The sequence below is a fragment of the Streptomyces sp. NPDC024017 genome, assembly GCF_040638895.1.
Lineage (GTDB): Bacteria > Actinomycetota > Actinomycetes > Streptomycetales > Streptomycetaceae > Streptomyces.
In genome coordinates, this window is sequence record NZ_JBEZYZ010000001.1 from 39021 (window position 1) to 57592 (window position 18572).

Annotated in this window: 18 protein-coding genes; 12 read left to right on the forward strand and 6 right to left on the reverse strand. The window is 71.8% G+C overall.

The window, feature by feature from the left end; genetic code table 11:
• Nucleotides 1-169: 169 nt before the first annotated feature.
• From aceE to AB0G20_RS00185, 3 genes are read left to right on the forward strand one after another with little or no spacing between them, the layout of a single operon-like run.
• On the forward strand, nt 170-2872 hold the full coding sequence (gene aceE, locus AB0G20_RS00175; RefSeq protein ID WP_361293390.1) for a pyruvate dehydrogenase (acetyl-transferring), homodimeric type: 2703 nt from the start codon (nt 170-172) through the stop codon (nt 2870-2872).
• Between the two features lie 55 nt (nt 2873-2927).
• Nucleotides 2928-3914 carry a WYL domain-containing protein gene (locus AB0G20_RS00180; RefSeq protein WP_361293393.1) on the forward strand — a complete coding sequence of 329 codons (987 nt, stop codon included), beginning with the start codon at nt 2928-2930 and terminating at the stop codon, nt 3912-3914.
• Between the two features lie 56 nt (nt 3915-3970).
• Nucleotides 3971-4489: a DUF4240 domain-containing protein gene (locus tag AB0G20_RS00185; protein WP_361295737.1), complete on the forward strand. Its 519-nt coding sequence runs from the start codon at nt 3971-3973 to the stop codon at nt 4487-4489.
• On the opposite strand, the gene AB0G20_RS00190 is transcribed toward AB0G20_RS00185, so the two are convergent.
• Together AB0G20_RS00190 and AB0G20_RS00195 are read right to left on the reverse strand one after the other, a co-directional pair.
• Nucleotides 4490-4726 (reverse strand): hypothetical protein, encoded by a 237-nt coding sequence (locus tag AB0G20_RS00190; RefSeq protein WP_361293396.1) that lies wholly within the window; start codon nt 4724-4726, stop codon nt 4490-4492.
• Nucleotides 4727-4779: 53 nt separating this feature from the next.
• Nucleotides 4780-5643 (reverse strand): peptidoglycan recognition protein, encoded by an 864-nt coding sequence (locus AB0G20_RS00195; protein WP_361293399.1) that lies wholly within the window; start codon nt 5641-5643, stop codon nt 4780-4782.
• Nucleotides 5644-5835: 192 nt separating this feature from the next.
• Between AB0G20_RS00195 and AB0G20_RS00200 the strand changes: the two genes are divergently transcribed.
• Nucleotides 5836-7020 (forward strand): MarP family serine protease, encoded by a 1185-nt coding sequence (locus AB0G20_RS00200; RefSeq protein WP_361293402.1) that lies wholly within the window; start codon nt 5836-5838, stop codon nt 7018-7020.
• A 7-nt stretch (nt 7021-7027) separates the two neighbouring features.
• On the opposite strand, the gene AB0G20_RS00205 is transcribed toward AB0G20_RS00200, so the two are convergent.
• Nucleotides 7028-7525, reverse strand: a complete 498-nt coding sequence (locus AB0G20_RS00205; protein WP_361293405.1) for a GNAT family N-acetyltransferase — start codon at nt 7523-7525, stop codon at nt 7028-7030.
• Between the two features lie 72 nt (nt 7526-7597).
• Between AB0G20_RS00205 and AB0G20_RS00210 the strand changes: the two genes are divergently transcribed.
• Nucleotides 7598-8500: a TIGR01777 family oxidoreductase gene (locus tag AB0G20_RS00210; RefSeq protein WP_361293408.1), complete on the forward strand. Its 903-nt coding sequence runs from the start codon at nt 7598-7600 to the stop codon at nt 8498-8500.
• 283 nt (nt 8501-8783) lie between these two features.
• A complete protein-coding gene (locus AB0G20_RS00215; protein WP_361293411.1) occupies nt 8784-10190 on the forward strand; it encodes an NAD(P)/FAD-dependent oxidoreductase in 1407 nt (468 codons plus the stop codon).
• 87 nt (nt 10191-10277) lie between these two features.
• On the opposite strand, the gene AB0G20_RS00220 is transcribed toward AB0G20_RS00215, so the two are convergent.
• Nucleotides 10278-11756, reverse strand: coding sequence for a regulator (locus AB0G20_RS00220; protein ID WP_361293414.1), 1479 nt, complete (start codon nt 11754-11756; stop codon nt 10278-10280).
• A 237-nt stretch (nt 11757-11993) separates the two neighbouring features.
• On the opposite strand from AB0G20_RS00220, the gene lipB reads away from it, so the two are divergent.
• The 4 genes from lipB (at nt 11994) to AB0G20_RS00240 (ending at nt 15121) form a co-directional block, all read left to right on the forward strand.
• Complete coding sequence (lipB, locus tag AB0G20_RS00225) at nt 11994-12812, forward strand: lipoyl(octanoyl) transferase LipB (protein WP_361293417.1); 819 nt, start codon at nt 11994-11996, stop codon at nt 12810-12812.
• 74 nt (nt 12813-12886) lie between these two features.
• Nucleotides 12887-13876, forward strand: a complete 990-nt coding sequence (lipA, locus tag AB0G20_RS00230; protein WP_361293420.1) for a lipoyl synthase — start codon at nt 12887-12889, stop codon at nt 13874-13876.
• Between the two features lie 263 nt (nt 13877-14139).
• Nucleotides 14140-14343 carry a hypothetical protein gene (locus AB0G20_RS00235; RefSeq protein WP_361293423.1) on the forward strand — a complete coding sequence of 68 codons (204 nt, stop codon included), beginning with the start codon at nt 14140-14142 and terminating at the stop codon, nt 14341-14343.
• 76 nt (nt 14344-14419) lie between these two features.
• Nucleotides 14420-15121 carry a DUF4191 domain-containing protein gene (locus AB0G20_RS00240; protein WP_361293426.1) on the forward strand — a complete coding sequence of 234 codons (702 nt, stop codon included), beginning with the start codon at nt 14420-14422 and terminating at the stop codon, nt 15119-15121.
• A gap of 80 nt (nt 15122-15201) precedes the next feature.
• Here AB0G20_RS00240 and AB0G20_RS00245 read toward each other — a convergent pair whose 3' ends face one another.
• A complete protein-coding gene (locus AB0G20_RS00245; RefSeq protein WP_361293429.1) occupies nt 15202-15669 on the reverse strand; it encodes an RDD family protein in 468 nt (155 codons plus the stop codon).
• 210 nt (nt 15670-15879) lie between these two features.
• On the opposite strand from AB0G20_RS00245, the gene glnA reads away from it, so the two are divergent.
• Complete coding sequence (gene glnA / locus AB0G20_RS00250; protein ID WP_361293432.1) at nt 15880-17289, forward strand: type I glutamate--ammonia ligase; 1410 nt, start codon at nt 15880-15882, stop codon at nt 17287-17289.
• Between the two features lie 111 nt (nt 17290-17400).
• Nucleotides 17401-17667, forward strand: coding sequence for a hypothetical protein (locus AB0G20_RS00255; protein WP_189594574.1), 267 nt, complete (start codon nt 17401-17403; stop codon nt 17665-17667).
• On the opposite strand, the gene AB0G20_RS00260 is transcribed toward AB0G20_RS00255, so the two are convergent.
• On the reverse strand, nt 17664-18533 hold the full coding sequence (locus tag AB0G20_RS00260; protein WP_361293435.1) for a GNAT family N-acetyltransferase: 870 nt from the start codon (nt 18531-18533) through the stop codon (nt 17664-17666). The genes AB0G20_RS00255 and AB0G20_RS00260 overlap by 4 nt on opposite strands.
• Between the last annotated feature and the right edge of the window lie 39 nt (nt 18534-18572).

The following is an 18572-nucleotide window of genomic DNA, read 5'->3' on the forward strand; positions in this document are numbered from 1 at the left end:
CGTGATCAAGAGGTTTTGCCTCTCAACCCTTTGATCGATCATCGATCAGCAAGTTACAGTCGCCGACGGGCTTGCCACCCAAGCCCCGCGCCCTGTCCTGCCAAAGACAAAGGGCACCCCCGAACCCTTACCGATGAGGGAACCCCCTTCGACTGAGGAAGGCGGCGACATGACCGACCCCAACGCCATCCAGCCGAGCGAGCTCGACCAGCTCCCGGACCGGGACCCGGAGGAGACCGCCGAATGGCAGGCCTCCCTGGACGCGGTCGCCGAGGCGGCCGGGCCGCACCGTGCCGCGTACTTGATGCGGCGCACGCTGGAGCGTGCCGAGGGCGCCGGCATCGCGCTGCCGAAGCTCCTCGAGACCGACTACGTCAACTCCATCCCCACCGCCGCCGAGCCGGCCGTGCCCGGTGACGAGGCGATGGAGCAGCGGATCACCGCGTGGAACCGCTGGAACGCGGCCGCGATGGTGACCCGGGGCAGCAAGTACGGCGTCGGCGGCCACATCGCCACCTTCGCCTCCGCCGCCTGGCTGTACGAGACCGGCTTCAACCACTTCTTCAAGGGCAAAGAGGCCGACGGCTCCGGCGACCAGCTCTACATCCAGGGCCACGCCTCCCCCGGCATCTACGCCCGCGCGTTCCTCGACGGCCGTCTGAACGAGGAGCAGCTCGACAACTTCCGCCGGGAGGCGGGCGGCAACGGCCTGCCCTCCTACCCGCACCCGCGCCGGCTGCCCTGGCTGTGGGAGTTCCCGACGGTCTCCATGGGTCTCGGCCCGCTGTCGGCGATCTACCAGGCGCGCTTCAACCGCTACCTGGCCAACCGCGGCATCAAGGACACCGCCGGTTCGCACGTGTGGGCGTTCCTCGGCGACGGCGAGATGGACGAGCCCGAGTCGACGGCGGCCCTCGCGCTGGCGGCCCGTGAGGAGCTCGACAACCTCACGTTCGTCATCAACTGCAACCTGCAGCGCCTCGACGGCCCGGTCCGCGCGAACTTCAAGATCGTGCAGGAGCTGGAGGCCCAGTTCCGCGGCGCCGGGTGGAACGTGGTCAAGACGCTGTGGGGCACGGCCTGGGACGAGCTGTTCCGGCTCGACACCACGGGCGCGCTCGTACGCCGCCTGCGCCAGGTACCGGACGCGCAGATCCAGACGTACCAGACCCGCGACGCGGCCTACATCCGCCAGGACTTCTTCGGCGGCGACCCGGCGCTCGTGGAGATGGCGAAGCTGCTGAGCGACGACAAGATCCTCGAGTGTTTCCACCTCTCGCGCGGTGGTCACGAGGCGCGCAAGGTGTTCGCCGCGTACAAGGCCGCCGTCGAGCACAAGGGCGCGCCGACCGTGATCCTGGCCCAGACGGTCAAGGGCCACACCCTCGGCGAGGGCTTCGCGTCGAAGAACGCCAACCACCAGATGAAGAAGCTGACGGTGGACGAGTTCAAGAACATGCGCGACCTGCTGGAGCTGCCGATCAAGGACAGCGACTTCGTCGACGGCGTGGTGCCCTACGGCCACCCGGGCGCCGACTCCCCCGAGGTCCGCTACCTCCAGGAGCGGCGTGCCGCCCTGGGCGGTCCGGCCCCGGCCCGCCGCGTGCACCCGGTCGCCCCGCTGCCCGCCCCGGCGGAGAAGGCGTTCGCCTCCTTCGACAAGGGCTCCGGTTCGCAGAACGTGGCCACCACCATGGCGTTCGTCCGCCTGGTGAAGGACCTGGTCCGCGACAAGGAGACGGGCAAGCGCTGGGTGCCGATCGTCCCCGACGAGGCGCGCACCTTCGGTATGGAGTCGCTGTTCCCGTCGCTCGGCATCTACTCGCCCAAGGGCCAGACGTACGAGCCGGTCGACCGCGACCAGCTGATGTACTACAAGGAGGCCCAGAACGGCCAGATCCTCAACGAGGGGATCACCGAGGCCGGTTCGATGGCCGACTTCATCGCCGCTTCGACGTCGTACGCGACGCACGGCGAGGCGATGATCCCGTTCTACATCTTCTACTCGATGTTCGGCTGGCAGCGCACGGCCGACCAGATGTGGCAGCTCGGCGACCAGCTCGGCCGCGGCTTCCTCGTCGGCGCCACGGCCGGCCGTACGACGCTGACGGGCGAGGGCCTGCAGCACGCCGACGGGCACTCCCCCGTCATCGCGGCGACGAACCCGGCGGCGCTGTCGTACGACCCGGCGTTCGCCTACGAGGTCGCGACGATCGTCAAGGACGGTCTGCGCCGGATGTACGGCGAGGCGGCCCCGGGTGAGGACCAGAACGTCTTCTACTACCTGACCGTCTACAACGAGCCGCTGCCGCAGCCCGCGAAGCCGTCCGTCGACGGCATCGACGAGGGCATCGTCAAGGGCCTGTACCGCTTCAACACGGCGGAGTCGGCGGGCATCACGCCCCCGGCGAACGCCCCGCGGATCCAGCTGCTCGGCTCCGGTACGGCGATCCACTGGGCGCTCAAGGCGCAGCAGCTGCTCGCCGAGGAGTGGGACGTGGCGGCCGACGTGTGGTCGGCGACGTCCTGGAGCGAGCTGCGCCGGGACGCCCTGGAGGCGGACGAGGCGCTGCTGCGCGGCGAGGAGCGGGTGCCGTTCGTGCGGCAGGCGCTCCAGGGTGCCGAGGGCCCGGTGCTGGCGGTCTCCGACTACATGCGCCAGGTCCCGGACCAGATCGCGCAGTGGGTCGAGCAGGACTGGTCCTCGCTGGGCGCCGACGGCTTCGGCCTCTCGGACACCCGTGAGGCGGCCCGCCGCCACTTCGGCGTCGACGCCGAGTCGATCGTCGTCGCGGCCCTGGCCCAGCTCGCCAAGCGCGGCGAGGTGAAGGCCACGGCCGTGAAGGAAGCGCGCGCGAAGTACGGTCTGTAAGGACCGGTGATCGGCAGGCCCCCGCCGCGGCGGGGGCCTGCTGCATGATGTGGCCATGCGTGCTGCCCGGCTGATCAAGATGGTGCTGCTGCTCCAGTCCCGGCCTTCCATGACCGCCGCCGAACTCGCCCGTGAGCTGGAGGTGTCGGAGCGGACGGTCACCCGGGACGCGCAGGCGCTGTCGGAGGCGGGCGTGCCGGTGTACGCGGACCGGGGCCGGGCCGGTGGCTACCGGCTGGTCGGCGGGTATCGGACGCGGCTGACCGGGCTGCACCGCGGCGAGGCCGAGGCGCTGTTCCTGTCCGGGGTGCCGGGGGCGCTGCGCGAGATGGGCCTGGAGGACGCCGCCTCGGCGGCCCGGCTGAAGGTGTCGGCGGCGCTGCTGCCCTCCCTGCGGGACGCTTCCAGGACGGCCTCCCAGCGGTTCCATCTGGACGCGCCGAACTGGTTCAAGGAGCCGGAGACGCCCGCGCTGCTGCCGGCGGTCGCCGACGCGGTGTGGGACGACCGGCGGATCGGCGCCCGCTACCGGCGCGGGGAGGACGAGGTCGTCCGGGAGCTGGAGCCGTACGGGCTCGTGCTGAAGGCGGGCGTCTGGTACCTGTGCGCCCGGGTGGCCGGGAGTGCGTCCTTCCGGGTGTACCGGATCGACCGGTTCACGGCGGTGGACGCGGACGGCGAGCGCTTCGAGCGGGACCCGGACTTCGACCTGCCCGCGTTCTGGGAGGAACGGGCGGAGCAGTTCGCGCGCTCCATCCTGCGGACGCGGGTCGTGGTGCGGCTGTCCCCCGACGGCGTGCGCGCACTGCCGTACGCCCTGGACGCGCTGACCGCCCGGGAGGCCCTGGCGGACGCGGGCGCCCCCGACGAGGGCGGCTGGGTGACGGTGGACCTCCCGGTGGAGTCCGAGGAGGTCGCACACACCCAGCTGGCGGCGCTGGGCCCGGAGGTGGAGGTGCTGGCGCCGGAGAGCCTGCGCGAGCGGTTCGCCGCGGACGCGGCGCGGCTGGCCCGGCTCTACCGGCCTGAGGGCGGCGCATAACGATCCCGCGCACTCCGGGTGCGCCCCTGTGTCCCAGGGCCGATGCTTGACCCGTGATGGACGAGACGGAGTTCTGGGAGCTGGTGGACGACACCCGGGAGGCCGCCGAGGGCGACCCGGAGGAGCAGGCCGACCTGCTCGTGGACCGGCTCGCCCAGCTGGACCCGGACTCGGTCCTGGACTTCGCCCGGCACTTCGAGTCCCGTTACAACCGCGCCTACCGCTGGGATCTGTGGGGCGCCGCCTGGGTGCTGCTCGACGGGGCGAGCGACGACGCCTTCGACTTCTTCCGGTGCTGGCTGATCGGCCAGGGCCGCGAGGTGTTCGAGGGCGCCGTGCACGACCCGGACGCGCTCGCCGATCTGCTGGGCGAGTTCGACGAGGAGATCGACGGCGACGGCGAGGAGCTCGGTTACGCGGCGGACGAGGCCTACGAGCAGCTCACCGGCGTCGTCGCCCCCGACCTGGCGATCGCGCCGCCGCCCCCGGAACCGGAGGGCACGCCGCTCGACTTCGAGAACGAGGGCCTGCTCGCCGAGCGCTACCCCCGGCTGTGGGAGCGCTTCAGGGGCTGATCAGGCGACCCGGCGGCGGCTCGTGTCGGACGGGATGCACGCGTGCGTCTGATCGGCCCGCACCACGTGGTGCATCGGAGCGGCGTTGGCCTGGTCGAGGGCGGACGCGGTGACCGCTGCCGGGCCCAGGACGACGGTCACGACCGCGCAGAGCACCGCCCAGGGGCCGCGTGTGGCCCCCGTCCGCAGTTCCGGGCCCGCCGCGTTCGCCGTGTCCTTCGTACGACCGTCGTTCATCGTCCCCACCTCCGGTCGGGTGTCTGTGGGGACGACCGTAGGGGGCGTTGATCTCAGGACGCTGCGCGTTCGCTGTGGCCTTCCTGTGCACCGTCCGGCCGGCCCTGGAGCCGGGCCGCGAGCTGTCTGATCTCGGGCAGGCGGGCGTGCAGGGCGGCGCCGGGGCAGCTGGTCATGTAGCCGTCGTTGTGGCCGGCGAGGGCGGGGAGCCTGGCGGTGGAGCCGGCCGCGTAGCGGCTCAGGCCGTTGCTGGAGACCAGGCGGACGTCCGAGCGCGGGTCGGTGCCGGTCATGCCCAGCTTCCAGGCGGACAGCGCGGCGATCGCGCGGATCATGGGCTGCGGGACCGGCATGCCCTCGGTGAAGGTGCCGAGGGCGGCGATGCCGGCGGTGCGGTGGTTGAAGCCCTGGGTGTGGGCGCCGGTGACGGCGCGCTCCACACCGCCGGCGCGGCCCTCGTAGATGGTGCCGCAGCGGTCGACGACGAAGTTGTAGCCGATGTCGTCCCAGTCGCGGGTGCCGGTCTGGCCGGTGTAGAGGTCCCGGAGGATGCGGGGCGCGTCGGCGCAGTCGTAGCCGTTGGGCGAGTCGGTGTGGTGGACGAACACGGCGGCGACCCGGTCGTCGTAGCGCGGGCGGGGCTGCGCGCGGGCGGCGTCGCCCAGCCAGTGCGTTCTGGGCACGATGGGCGGGCGCGGGGCGGCGTAGGAAGTGGTCCGGGCAGAGGGCGGAGCGGCGCGGGAGCCGGTCTCGGCGGCGTTCTCGACGCCGTGGGCGCACAGGACCAGCGCCACGACGGCGGCGACGCCCGGCAGGCAGCCGAGCACCGCCCGGGCCGCGCGCGGCAGGCCGGCTATGCCGGGTGTCCCGTCGGCGGAGTGCCTGCGTGCGCCCCGCCGTCTTCGGAAGACACGCATGGTTCCCACTGTCGGCCTGATCCGGTCCGTCCGCGATGTGTGATGTGCCACCCGGTGGAACCATCGTCACGGTCCGCGACGTTTTTCCGTGTGCACGCCCGCGTGGCCGATTCCGATCAACCCGTGCGCGTGTGACTGATCACCGGGCCCTCCCCCCGCGTATTAAGGGGTTCCGAGAGAAAGGCGGCGTGCGTGGACCTGCTCGACATCCTGCTGTTGCTGGTCGTCCTGGCCTACGCGGCGTCCGGGTACCGGCGCGGGCTGGTGGCCGGCTGTGTGTCGCTGGCGGGCTTCGTGGGCGGCGCGGTCGTCGGCGTGTGGATCCTGCCGTGGGTCATGGACCTGGTGGAGCCGGGGACGACGCGGGCGACGGTGGCGGCGGTGTTCACGGTGCTGCTCCCGGCGGTGGTGGGGCACGAGCTGGCGGGGCGCCTCGCGCTGCGGCTGCGGCGGGAGCTGGACCGGGGGCCGCTCAGGGTGGCGGACGGGATCGGCGGGGCCGTGGCCAACGCGGTGGCCGTGCTGATCGTGGCGTGGGTGGCCGCGAGCGTCCTGGGCGCGTCCTCGTCACCGCTGGTCACCTCGGCGATCCGGGACTCGCGGCTGCTCGGCACGGTGCAGCGGACGATGCCCGACACGACGCCGGCCTGGTTCTCGGGGGCCACCTCCGCGCTGACCCAGGCGGGCTTCCCGCAGGTCTTCAACCCCTTCGAGAACGAGTCGACGGCCGAGGTCGCGAGGCCCACCGGCGACAGCGTCACGGCGGCGGCCACCGATGCGGCCAAGCGGAGCACGGTGAAGGTCGAGGGCGTCGCGGGCACGCAGGGCCGCGAGGGCAGCGGGTTCGTGTACGCGCGCGAACACGTGATGACCAACGCCCATGTCGTGGCGGGCATCGACGAGCCGACCGTGCAGATCGGCGGGGTCGGGCGGACGTACGAGGCGCGGGTGGTGCTCTTCGACCCGCAGAAGGACGTGGCCGTGCTCTACGTGCCGGGTCTCAGGGCGCCCGTGCTGCGGTTCGACGACGACGCCGAGCGCGGCGACTCGGCGGTCGTCGCGGGCTATCCGCAGGACGGCGACCTGAACCTCCAGGCGGCGACGGTCGCGAACCGGGTGCAGGCGAGGGGCCAGAACATCTACAACGACGGGACGGCCACCCGGGAGATCTACTCGATCCGCTCCACGGTCCGCCCGGGCAACTCCGGCGGCCCGCTGCTCACCACGGACGGCCGGGTCTTCGGCGTGGTCTTCGCCCGCTCCACCTCGGACGCGGAGACGGGCTACGTCCTGACGGCGGACGAGGTCGCCTCCGACGCCCGGCGCGCGTCGGCCGCGACGGCCCCGGTGGACACGGGCGAGCCGGCCCCGTCCTAGCCCGGCCTCACAGGAAGCGCCCCATGAACACGTCGTCGACGTACGCCCCGTCGAGCAGGAACTCCTCGGGCAGGATCCCCTCGACCACGAACCCCTCGGCCTCGTAGAGCGCCCGGGCCGGTTTGTTGTGCCCGAGGACCCGCAGGCTGATGCGGCGGGCGCCGCGCCGGCGGGCCTCGTCGACGGCGGCCCGGACCAGTGCCCGGCCGACCCCCAGGCCGCGCGCCTCCTCGGCGACGGCGAGGCCCTGGATCTGGCGGACGTGCCGGTTCGAGTCGAGCGGGGTGGGGAAACCGAGGTGGACATAGCCCGCGAGACGGCCGCCGAGCTCGGCGACCAGGCAGTCCTCGGGGGCGTGCCGCTCGCTGAAGAACGGAGGGTACGGCGGCTGCGGCTCGGGCATCACCGCGTGCAGGTGCGACCAGGTGAGCCGGTCGAGCAGGGCCAGTTCCCCGTCGTCCTCGGGCCGGGCGGCGCGGATGCGCGGTGCGGGGAGTTCGGGCATGGGCGTCACCCTATGGCGAGCGGATCAATGCCTTGCAAGGGTTTTACGGTTGCCACCCGGCAGGATGGATTTATGGAACATTCAAGGATTGCGGTGGCGGGTGCGTCCGGTCTCATCGGCGGCGCACTGGTGCGGTCCCTGACCGCCGAGGGTCACGAGGTGCACCGCCTGGTGCGCGGCACGCCCGGCGAGGCCGGAGAGATTCGCTGGGACCCCGAGGGCGGGCACGTGGACGCGGCCGGGCTCGCCGGGTGCCACGCGGTGGTGAACCTGGCGGGGGCCGGCGTCGGCAACCGGCGCTGGACGGAGGCCTACAAGCAGCGGATCCGCGACAGCCGGGTGAAGGGCACGGCGGCCCTCGCCGAGGCGGTCGCCTCGCTGGACGCGAAGGACCGGCCGCGGGTCTTCGTGAACGGCAGCGCCATCGGCTACTACGGCGAGACCGGGGAGCGGACGGTCGACGAGAGCGCACCCGCGGGAGAGGGCTTCCTGCCCTCGCTGTGCGTGGAGTGGGAGGGGGCCGCCGCACCCGCCCAGGAGGCCGGTGTCCGCACGGTGTTCACGCGGACCGGGCTGGTCGTCTCCCGCAAGGGCGGCGCCTGGGGGCGGCTGTTCCCGCTGTTCCAGGCCGGGGCCGGCGGGCGGATGGGCGACGGGCGGCAGTACTGGTCGTTCGTCGCGCTGCACGACGAGGTCGCCGCGATCCGGCATCTGATCGAGACCGACGGCCTGTCCGGGCCGTTCAACGTCACCGCCCCGAACCCCGTGACGAACCGTGAGATCACGGCGGCGATGGGACGTGTGCTGCACCGCCCGACGTTGTTCCCGGTGCCCGCGGCCGTGCTGCGGACCGTGCTCGGCGAGATGGCCGGGGACGTCCTCGGCAGCGTCCGGGTGCTGCCGACGCGCCTTCTGGAGTCGGGCTTCCGGTTCGCCTTCCCGGAGATCGAGGGGGCGATCCGGGCGGCGCTGTGACGGCTGCCGGCCCTGGCGGACCGGGCCCTCAGTGGCGCACACCGGCCGCCTGTCCGGGATCCGACCGGCTTTTCCGAGACAGCTCCTCGAGGCGCACACCAGTCCCCTGCGACCACTTCATGCCCACCAGGCGTCCGTATGCGACCGCCGTGCGACCGTGCCCTGTCGATGCGCGACTCCCCCTGACCGATCACGGTCCTACCCTCGACCAGAACTCGCGTATCCCTGCGGCCTGTTGAGGGCATGACGTCTCCAGCGCCCGCGCAACCTCGAGGAGGGGCACGTGCTTGAGCCCGCGTACCAGGCGGACGTGGTCGTCGTGGGAGCCGGGGTCGCCGGACTCTCGGCCGCGCACCGGCTGACCAGCGCAGGAGTGACGACCATGGTCCTGGAGGCCGCCCACGGGGTCGGCGGCCGCATGGCGACGGAGAAGGTCGACGGCTTCCGGCTCGACAGGGTCGGCCAGTTGCTGTCCACGGCATATCCCGAACTACGTCTGACACCCGGTCTGGACGGGCTGGTGCTGCGGCCCTTCGCGCCGGGTGTCCTGCTGCACGGCGACGGACGCCACCACCGCGCCGGCGTCCAGCCGGGCGCAGGGGGCGCACGGGGCGCACTGCACGCGGTACGCGCGCTGGCGAGTGCTCCCCGGCCGCCGTCCGCGCCGCGGCCGCCCAGGCGGCCGGTGGCCGTGCCCGGCCGGCAGGTCTCCGTCCCCCGGAGCCGGTCCGGCGCCCCACTCGGCACCGCCGTCGACCAGGCCCGGCTGGGCGCCGCCCTGACCCGGCTGGCGGGCACACCGGCCGAACGGCTGCTGGCCCGGCCGGAGTTGCCCGCCGGTGAGGCCCTGGCGGCGCGCGGGCTGCCCGCCCGTACGATCGACGGCTTCCTGCGTCCACTGCTCGCGGCGCTGCTCTGCGACCCGGACCTGACGACATCCAGCCGGTGCGCGGACCTCGCGCTGCGCGCCTTCGCACGGGGCCGGCTGTGTCTGCCGGAGGGCGGCGCGGAGGCCCTGCCGGAGCTGCTGGCGCGCATGCTGCCGCCGGGCACGGTGCACACCGGCGTGCGCGTCACCTCCGTCTCGACGACGTCGGTGACCACCGCGGAGCACGGAGAGATCCGGTGCCGGGCGGTTCTGGTGGCGACGGGTGCGCGCGCCGCCGCCGAGCTGCTGCCCGGGTTGCGGGTGCCGGAGTTCCATCCGGTGACGGTGGTGCACCACACGACGGACGAGCCGCCGGGGACGGGGGCGTCCCTGCTGCTCGACGCGGACCTGGGCGGGCCGGTCGCGCACACGGCGGTGGTCAGTCATGTCGATCCGTCCCGGGCACCGGCGGGGCGGGCGCTGGTGTCGTCGACGGTTCTCGGGCGGCCGCCGGGGGACGTCGACACGGCGGTGCGGATGCATCTGGCGCGGTTGTACGGGGTGTCGACGGCGCGGTGGGAGACGCTGGCCGTGCACCAGACGGCCGAGGCCGTGCCCGCGATGCGGCCGCCGCATGATCTGCGGCGGCCGGTGCGGTTGCTTGCGGGCCTGTATGTGTGCGGGGATCACCGGGACACCAGTACGGTCCAGGGCGCTTTGCACTCCGGGCATCGGGCGTCGGCGGCGATCTTGGCGGACTTGGGGGCGGGGCGGTCGATGCATGTCGCCGATCCGCTGCCGACTGTGCCGAGGGCTGCTTAGGTGGTTCGTCGGCCGCGGGTGCGTGGGGGTTGATCGCGCCCACGCGGCGGAGCCGCACATCGCCACAGCCCCGCGCCCCTCAGAACCTCACCCCAAGGCCGATACCTTGTCACGGTAAGTACGCACCGGCGCCGCGTCCTTGTACGGCTCCAAGCGGCGCTCGAAGTCCCGCACGTACTCCACCGCCCGCACCGAGCGCATCTCCGCCGCCTGGCCAGCCGCTTCCGCCGCGAGTTGGCAGGCCTGGTCGAGTTCGCCGAGGCCCAGGCGGGCGGTGGCGAGGACCACCCGGCAGAAGAGTCGGCTGCGGGCGTAGGAGGGGGCCCGGAGCTGGAGTGAGCGTTCCGCGTGCTGGGCGGCGGCGCGGAACTGCTGCAGGTCGCGGTGGCAGTGGCCGAACTCGTCGGCGAGCTGGGCCTCGTCGAAGAACTTCGCCCAGTGCGGGACGTCGTCCCCGGGCCGGGCCGTCTCCAGGGCGCGTTCGGCCCGGACGAGGGCCGCGGTGCAGGCCCGGACCTCGCCGAGCACCCCGTGCCCGCGCGCCTCGGAGGCGTGCAGCAGGGCCTGGACGACGGGCGGTCCTGAGGTGCCGGCGCCCTGCTGCGCCACGCGGGCGAGCTGGACGGCCTCCCGCCCGTGCCCGAGGTAGACGGCCTGGCGGCTCATGGTGACCAGCACATAGGCCCCGTACGTCCGGTCCCCTGCCGCCTGGGCCAGCCGCAGCGCCTGGACGAAGTAGCGCTGGGCGAGTCCGTGCGCGGCGATGTCGTACGACGTCCAGCCCGCGAGCCGGGTCAGGTCGGCGGCGGCCGCGAACAGCCGGCGGCCGGTCTGCTCGCCGTAGGTGCCGCGCAGCATGGGCTCGCACTCGTGCTCCAGGTAGCGCACGAGGGCCTGGCGGGCGTGACCGCCGCCGTAGGCGTCGTCGAGGGTGCGGAACAGCTCGCCGACCGAGCGCAGGGCCGCGATGTCGCCCGCGGTGACCTTCTGGCCGGGTCCGCGCTCGGCCCCGCCGCGCTGGCGCGGCAGGGACGGCACGCCCTGCTCGGCCGTGGCCGTGGGGCGCAGCGCGAGGCGGCCCTGCACCGGAACACGGGCGGCGGCCGGCTCGCCCCGGGCGACCTTCTCGTCGGCCCGGCCGATCAGCCAGTCGCGGCTGGGCACGACGAGCCCCGCCGGGGTGAAGGCGATCTTGCGGAGCTCGGCGTGGCTGCCGGAGTCCTTGCGCCACAGCCCGCTGACGATGTCGACGGCCTCCTCCGGGGTGGCGGCGAACTCCAGCCCCGCGTAGACCGGGGCGCAGGCGTCCAGGCCGAGGTCCTGGGCGGTGAGGCGGCGGCCCAGGCGCCGGGTGAAGACCTCGGCGATCAGGGCGGGCGTGGTACCCCTGGGCTGCTGACCGCGCAGCCACCGGGTGACGGATGTCTTGTCGTATCTCAGATCAAGCCCGTGTTCGAGACCGAGCTGGTCCACGCGACGGGCGAGTCCCGCGTTGGAGAACCCCGCTTCTGCGATGAGCGCGGCGAGCTGTCGGTTGGGGGTGCGCTGCGCGGGTCGTTCCGTCATGGTGCGGTGCGGTCTCCTGCCTTCCGGTGCTGGTGATGTGCCGGATTGCCTGTGAGCAGGCCTTTTGGCTTGCTGGACGGCGCGAATGTAGCGGAGAGTAAGCACGCCATCACACATTTTCACGGACATTCATCCGATCGTGTGAGGATTGCCCCCGGGACTGACGTGTCCGGGCCGGACGTACAGTGGCTTGGGCGCGTTACGTGCCTGACAACCCGTCCGAGGGAGGCGCTTGCCGTGAGTGAGTTGCGGTTCGTCCGCATGGGGTTCGGTGACGAGGCCGTCGAGTACCAGGAGGCGTGGGACGAGCAGCGCCGGGTGCACGCGGCGCGTTTCGCCGACGAGGTCCCCGACACCGTGCTGCTCCTGGAGCACCCTCCGGTCTACACGGCCGGACGGCGCACGGCGGACGACGAACGGCCCCTCGACGGCACGCCGGTCATCGACGTGGACCGCGGCGGCAAGATCACCTGGCACGGCCCCGGCCAGCTGGTGGGCTACCCGATCCAGAAGCTCCCGCGCCCGGTGGACGTCGTGGCGCACGTGCGCCGCCTGGAGGAGGCCCTCATCCGCGCCTGCGCGGAGTTCGGCCTGGAGACGAGCCGGGTCGAGGGCCGCAGCGGCGTGTGGATCCTGGGCGACCCGGTCGAGCAGCGCCCCGCACTCGGCGGGCTGGCGCTGGACTTCGACCCCCGGCTGCACGACGAGGAGTTCGACCCGCGCATGAACGGCCCGGAGTACGCGCCGTCCAACGCGGGCCAGCGCCGGGAGGACCGCAAGATCGCCGCGATCGGCATCCGCGTGGCCAAGGGCGTCACCATGCACGGCTTCGCCCTCAACGTGAACCCCGACAACAAGTGGTTCGACCGGATCATCCCGTGCGGCATCCGCGACGCGGGCGTCGCCTCCCTGGCGGGCGAGCTCGGCCGGGACGTGACGATCGAGGAGGTCCTGCCGGTCGTCGAGCGGCATCTGCGGGAGGTCCTGGAGAGCGCGGAACCCAAGCCGCGGGAGATCGAGAAGGCACCGGCGACCGCCAGCCCGTCCGGCGTGTAGGACGAGCCGCCGGGTTTCAAATCAACGGGCGTACCCTTGAGGACGCCGAAGAATCAATCGCTAGGGAGCCGGTCGTGTCCGCAGTCGCACCCGACGGACGCAAGATGCTGCGCCTGGAGGTCCGCAACAGCCAGACCCCCATCGAGCGCAAGCCCGAGTGGATCAAGACCCGGGCGAAAATGGGTCCCGAGTACACCGCGATGCAGAAGCTCGTGAAGAGCGAGGGCCTGCACACGGTCTGCCAGGAAGCCGGCTGCCCCAACATCTACGAGTGCTGGGAGGACCGCGAGGCGACCTTCCTCATCGGCGGTGACCAGTGCACCCGGCGCTGCGACTTCTGCCAGATCGACACCGGCAAGCCCGAGGCGCTCGACCGCGACGAGCCCCGCCGTGTCGGCGAGTCCGTGGTCACGATGGACCTGAACTACGCCACGATCACCGGCGTCGCCCGCGACGACCTGGAGGACGGCGGCGCCTGGCTGTACGCCGAGACCGTGCGCCAGATCCACCAGCAGACCGCCGGACGCGAGGCCGGACGTACGAAGGTCGAGCTGCTGGCCCCCGACTTCAACGCGGTCCCCGAGCAGCTGGAGGAAGTCTTCTCCTCCCGGCCCGAGGTGTTCGCGCACAACGTCGAGACGGTCCCGCGGATCTTCAAGCGCATCCGCCCCGGCTTCCGCTACGAGCGCTCCCTGAAGGTGATCACCGAGGCGCGCGACTACGGCCTGGTCACCAAGTCGAACCTGATCCTCGGCATGGGCGAGACCCGCGAGGAGGTCAGCGACGCGCTGAAGCAGCTGCACGAGGCGGGCTGCGAGCTGGTCACCATCACGCAGTACCTGCGGCCCTCCGTGCGCCACCACCCGGTGGAGCGCTGGGTCAAGCCCCACGAGTTCGTCGAGCTGAAGGAAGAGGCCGAGCAGATCGGCTTCTCCGGCGTGATGTCCGGGCCGCTGGTGCGCTCCTCGTACCGCGCCGGGCGGCTCTACCAGATGGCCGTGGAGCAGCGTCATTCGGCCGCTCCGCGGCAGGGGGACGGGCACATCGCGGCGCAGGCCGTCTGACGAACCGTCACCACCCCTTCCCGTCGAGGGGCGAGACAAGCGTGTGAATTCGCGCACAAGAGACTACCCGCCGGTAGTGACCGATTTGACGCGGTCCTGACCGTCCTCGCAGATGAGGGCACATGTCAGGACCGCGTCGGCGTTCCACCACTCCCCGCCGGGGCTTCATGGGTGTTTGACCGGCCGGTCACGCCCTGGTAACACCAATCAGTGACGCTGAACTCACAGCACGTACACCACGTACCCGAGGGGGGACCTCACCCATGCAGGCCGCGCCGCCCGTCCGCGCCACCGCGATTCCGTCCTTCACGACCGCACTGCGTGCCGTCGAGTCGCTGCTGATGAGCAGCGGTCAGCGCACCGCCCGCCGCAACGCCTGGAACTCCGTGCTCGAGGACCGTCGTCGCGCCAAGGACCGGGTCGAGACGCAGCGCGTCGTCGAGCAGTCCCTGTCCGTCCGTCCCTGACCCTCCGGCCCTCCCCCAGGGGCCCCCGCGGGCACTGCCGTCGTCGGCGCTTGTGGGGCCACGTAGACTTCGGGGCATGGCGAGGAAGGAACCTGCAGCGGACGCTGCGAACCCCGGGCGACTGAAGCAGATCGCTCTGACCTACAAGATGACCCGCAAGGCCGACAAGAAGATCGGCCTTGTACTCGCGGCAGTCGGAATCGTCACCTTCGGTGTCTTCCTCGCGATCGGTTTCTTGATCGGTCACCCCATCTATCTCGGCATCCTGGGCCTCCTGCTCGCCTTCCTCGCGTCGGCGATCGTGTTCGGGCGCCGGGCCGAGCGGGCCGCCTTCGGGCAGATGGAGGGACAGCCCGGCGCCGCGGCGGCGGTGCTCGACAACATCGGCCGGGGCTGGACGACGACCCCCGCGGTGGCGATGAACCGCAGCCAGGACGTGGTGCACCGGGCGGTCGGCAAGGCCGGCATCGTCCTGGTCGCCGAGGGCAACCCGAACCGGGTGAAGTCCCTGCTGGCCGCCGAGAAGAAGAAGATGAACCGCATCGTCGCGGACGTCCCGGTGCACGACCTGGTCGTGGGCACGGGCGAGGGCCAGGTCGAACTGAAGAAGCTGCGGACGACCATGCTGAAGCTCCCGCGGGTGCTGACCGGCCCGCAGGTCACGGCCACCAACGACCGGCTGCGCGCCCTCGGTGACCTGATGAGCAACATGCCGCTGCCGAAGGGTCCGATGCCGAAGGGCATGCGGCTGCCGAAGGGCGGGCCGAAGGCTCGCTGACACCCCGCACACGACATGAACGAGGGGCGCCCGGTGTGACCGGACGCCCCTCGTTCATGTCGGTCGGTTCGTTCCTCGGGTCAGATGCGGACCTCGACCGTGCCGGCCAGCCGGTCGTGCAGGCCGCGGCCGTCGCGGTCCCAGATCAGGGCGGGGATCGCGAGGAAGAGCAGGACCGTGCGCAGGGCGGCGCGCCACGGGCTGACCCGGCCGGTGTCCAGGGCGAGCACCCGCAGGCCGAGCAGACGCTTGCCCGGGGTGAACCCGACCGTACCGACCGTGAGGACCATCAGCGCGAACATGATGAGCGGCGCCCAGATCTGGGCCGCGTCGTTGTAGCGCTGGGTGATGAGACCGTATGCGATCAGGAGGCACAGACCCCAGTCGACGGCGAGGGCGCCGAGCCGGCGGCCCGGGCGGGCGATCGAGCCGGGTCCCTCCTCGGGCAGACCGAGCTGCTCGCCCCGGTATCCGAAGTCGACACCGGCCTCTTCCGCGGCCGCGCGGGGCCCGGAAAGCCACGATCCGAGTGCTTGCCTGTTGTCCACCCGTCCACGGTACTGCGCCCGTAAATGACCAGGGCACGGCGGGGTGTGTCCGGGCTACGGTGGAGGGTGAGCCGGTTAACTTGTGCGAAACAAATGAGTCACGCCCGAGAAACCACCCGTCCCTAGGGTCGAGGTCAGCGTGTGCCACCCGCACTGGCCGCACGAACGAACTACCACCCCGGCGGGACGGTCGGGAGTAGGAGGAGCTGGATGTTCCAGAACGCCGACGAGGCCAAGAAGTACATCGCGGACGAGGGCGTCAAGTTCATCGACGTCCGCTTCTGCGACCTGCCGGGCGTGATGCAGCACTTCACGATCCCTGCCGAGGCCTTCGACCCGGCCGAGGAGCTCGCCTTCGACGGCTCCTCGATCCGCGGCTTCCAGGCCATCCACGAGTCCGACATGGCGCTCCGCGCGGACCTGTCGACCGCCCGGGTCGACCCGTTCCGCCGCGACAAGACCGTCAACATCAACTTCTTCATCCACGACCCGATCACGGGCGAGCAGTACTCCCGTGACCCGCGCAACGTGGCGAAGAAGGCCGAGGCCTACCTCGCGTCGACCGGTATCGCCGACACGGCGTACTTCGGCCCCGAGGCCGAGTTCTACGTCTTCGACTCGGTCCGCTTCTCCACCTCGGCGAACGAGAGCTTCTACCACATCGACTCCGAGGCCGGCGCCTGGAACACCGGTGCGGTCGAGAACAACCGTGGTTACAAGGTCCGCTACAAGGGCGGCTACTTCCCGACCCCGCCGGTCGACCACTTCGCCGACCTGCGTGCCGAGATCTCCCTCCAGCTGGCCGCCTCCGGCCTCCAGGTCGAGCGCCAGCACCACGAGGTGGGCACCGCCGGCCAGGCGGAGATCAACTACAAGTTCAACACGCTGCTCGCCGCGGCCGACGACCTCCAGCTCTTCAAGTACATCGTGAAGAACGTGGCCTGGCAGAACGGCAAGACCGCGACCTTCATGCCGAAGCCGATCTTCGGTGACAACGGCTCGGGCATGCACGTGCACCAGTCGCTGTGGACCGGCGGCCAGCCGCTCTTCTACGACGAGGCGGGCTACGCGGGTCTGTCCGACACCGCCCGCTACTACATCGGCGGCATCCTCAAGCACGCCCCGTCGCTGCTGGCCTTCACCAACCCGACGGTGAACTCCTACCACCGTCTGGTCCCGGGCTTCGAGGCGCCGATCAACCTGGTGTACTCGCAGCGCAACCGCTCCGCGGCCATGCGTATCCCGATCACGGGCTCCAACCCGAAGGCGAAGCGCGTCGAGTTCCGCGCGCCCGACTCCTCCGGCAACCCGTACCTCGCCTTCTCGGCCCTCCTCCTCGCGGGCCTCGACGGCATCAAGAACAAGATCGAGCCGGCCGAGCCGATCGACAAGGACCTCTACGAGCTGGCTCCCGAGGAGCACGCGAGCGTCGCGCAGGTGCCGACCTCCCTCCCGGCCGTCCTCGACCGCCTGGAGGCCGACCACGAGTTCCTGCTCCAGGGTGACGTGTTCACCCCGGACCTGATCGAGACGTGGATCGACTACAAGCGCACGAACGAGATCGCGCCGCTTCAGCTGCGTCCGCACCCGCACGAGTTCGAGCTGTACTTCGACGTGTGATCGACGCCTGACCGAGGCATCGCGCCCGCGCCCCCGCTGTCGTTTCCGACGGCGGGGGCGCGGGCGTTTGTTCTATTCTTGGGTCAAGGACCACACGGGGGTGGAGTGGGAATGCCCGAGCACGAACAGGACGACCAGGAGCGCGAGTTCGACCTCAGATGGGCGGACGGAGCCGAGCACAAGGAGCCCTCGGCCAGGGCCCGGATGCTCGCCGCCCGCTGGAAGCACAACCCGCCCGGGCCCGTGCCGTTCCGGGCCGACCCGGAGCACGTCGGCTCCCGCCGCCGCTCCTCGTGGATCTCGACCGCCGTGGTGCTCGGGTGCGTGGCGGCGGTGATCGTGCTGCTGGGGTACATCAACTTCAGGGCGCCGTACTAAACGGCGTCGCGTCGGCGGTCACGGATCTCGGGGAGTGGCTCGAAGCCGGCTGCCTTGTAGGTGGCGACGGCGGCGGCGTTGGAGCTCGGGGTGCAGACGAGCGCGCTCGACGAGCCCAGCTCCCCCAGGGAGGCCGCCGCGGCGACGGTGATCGCCCTGCCGTGGCCCTGCCCGCGATGGTCCCGGTGCACGCCCATCGGTTCGATCAGCCCGGGCTTCCCCGGACCGGCCGACCACACCGTCACCGCCGCCACCGCGTCGCCCCGGTCGTCGTACGCGACCAGGCACCGGGCGTCGGCGTACGGCGGTCCGGCCGCCATCGCGTGCCAGTGCGCATCCGTGAACGTCGACCTGTCGAACGACGCCCGCTGCACGGCGGCCCGCACATGCGCCTGCTCCGGCCCGATCACCTCGATCCGCACGCCCGGGTCCTCGACCGGCTCCGTGAGGTCGCGGCGCAGCGGCATCCATGGCTCGTCGGTGTCCCAGCCGTCCTGGAACAGCAGGTCCTGGACCGGTGTGCCGAGAGGCGCCTCGACGTACGCCTTGCCCTCTTTCAGCACGCCGCGCTCCGGTTCGGCCAGGTCCCCCACCAGCCGTTGTGCCAGCTCCTCGTCCTGCTGGGCGTCCGGTGCGATCGTCAGCCGCAGCAGCTCGGGGCCGTCCAGCAGCCCGACGGCGAGGATCCTCCCGTCACGGCTCCAGGTCCGCACCGCCGCGGCCGTCGCCCTTGCACCGAACCGCCAGAACCAGCCCACGTCTCCCGGATGCAGCTGCATCGGCGCCCCGTCGTACTGCCACTCCCGCAGTACGCCCACAGCCTCGCTCAAGTCGTCGATCCCCGGCACGTTCAACACGATCGCCATAGCCCGATCTCACACCACCCCTCCGGCGGTGCGCATGGA

Coding starts and splice junctions, on each gene's coding strand:
- aceE (WP_361293390.1), top strand. CDS start 170: ATGACCGACCCCAACGCCATCCAGCCGAGCGAGCTCGACCAGCTCCCG.
- AB0G20_RS00180 (WP_361293393.1), top strand. CDS start 2,928: ATGCGTGCTGCCCGGCTGATCAAGATGGTGCTGCTGCTCCAGTCCCGG.
- AB0G20_RS00185 (WP_361295737.1), top strand. CDS start 3,971: ATGGACGAGACGGAGTTCTGGGAGCTGGTGGACGACACCCGGGAGGCC.
- AB0G20_RS00190 (WP_361293396.1), bottom strand. CDS start 4,726: ATGAACGACGGTCGTACGAAGGACACGGCGAACGCGGCGGGCCCGGAA.
- AB0G20_RS00195 (WP_361293399.1), bottom strand. CDS start 5,643: ATGCGTGTCTTCCGAAGACGGCGGGGCGCACGCAGGCACTCCGCCGAC.
- AB0G20_RS00205 (WP_361293405.1), bottom strand. CDS start 7,525: ATGCCCGAACTCCCCGCACCGCGCATCCGCGCCGCCCGGCCCGAGGAC.
- AB0G20_RS00210 (WP_361293408.1), top strand. CDS start 7,598: ATGGAACATTCAAGGATTGCGGTGGCGGGTGCGTCCGGTCTCATCGGC.
- AB0G20_RS00220 (WP_361293414.1), bottom strand. CDS start 11,756: ATGACGGAACGACCCGCGCAGCGCACCCCCAACCGACAGCTCGCCGCG.
- AB0G20_RS00235 (WP_361293423.1), top strand. CDS start 14,140: ATGCAGGCCGCGCCGCCCGTCCGCGCCACCGCGATTCCGTCCTTCACG.
- AB0G20_RS00240 (WP_361293426.1), top strand. CDS start 14,420: ATGGCGAGGAAGGAACCTGCAGCGGACGCTGCGAACCCCGGGCGACTG.
- glnA (WP_361293432.1), top strand. CDS start 15,880: ATGTTCCAGAACGCCGACGAGGCCAAGAAGTACATCGCGGACGAGGGC.
- AB0G20_RS00255 (WP_189594574.1), top strand. CDS start 17,401: ATGCCCGAGCACGAACAGGACGACCAGGAGCGCGAGTTCGACCTCAGA.
- AB0G20_RS00260 (WP_361293435.1), bottom strand. CDS start 18,533: ATGGCGATCGTGTTGAACGTGCCGGGGATCGACGACTTGAGCGAGGCT.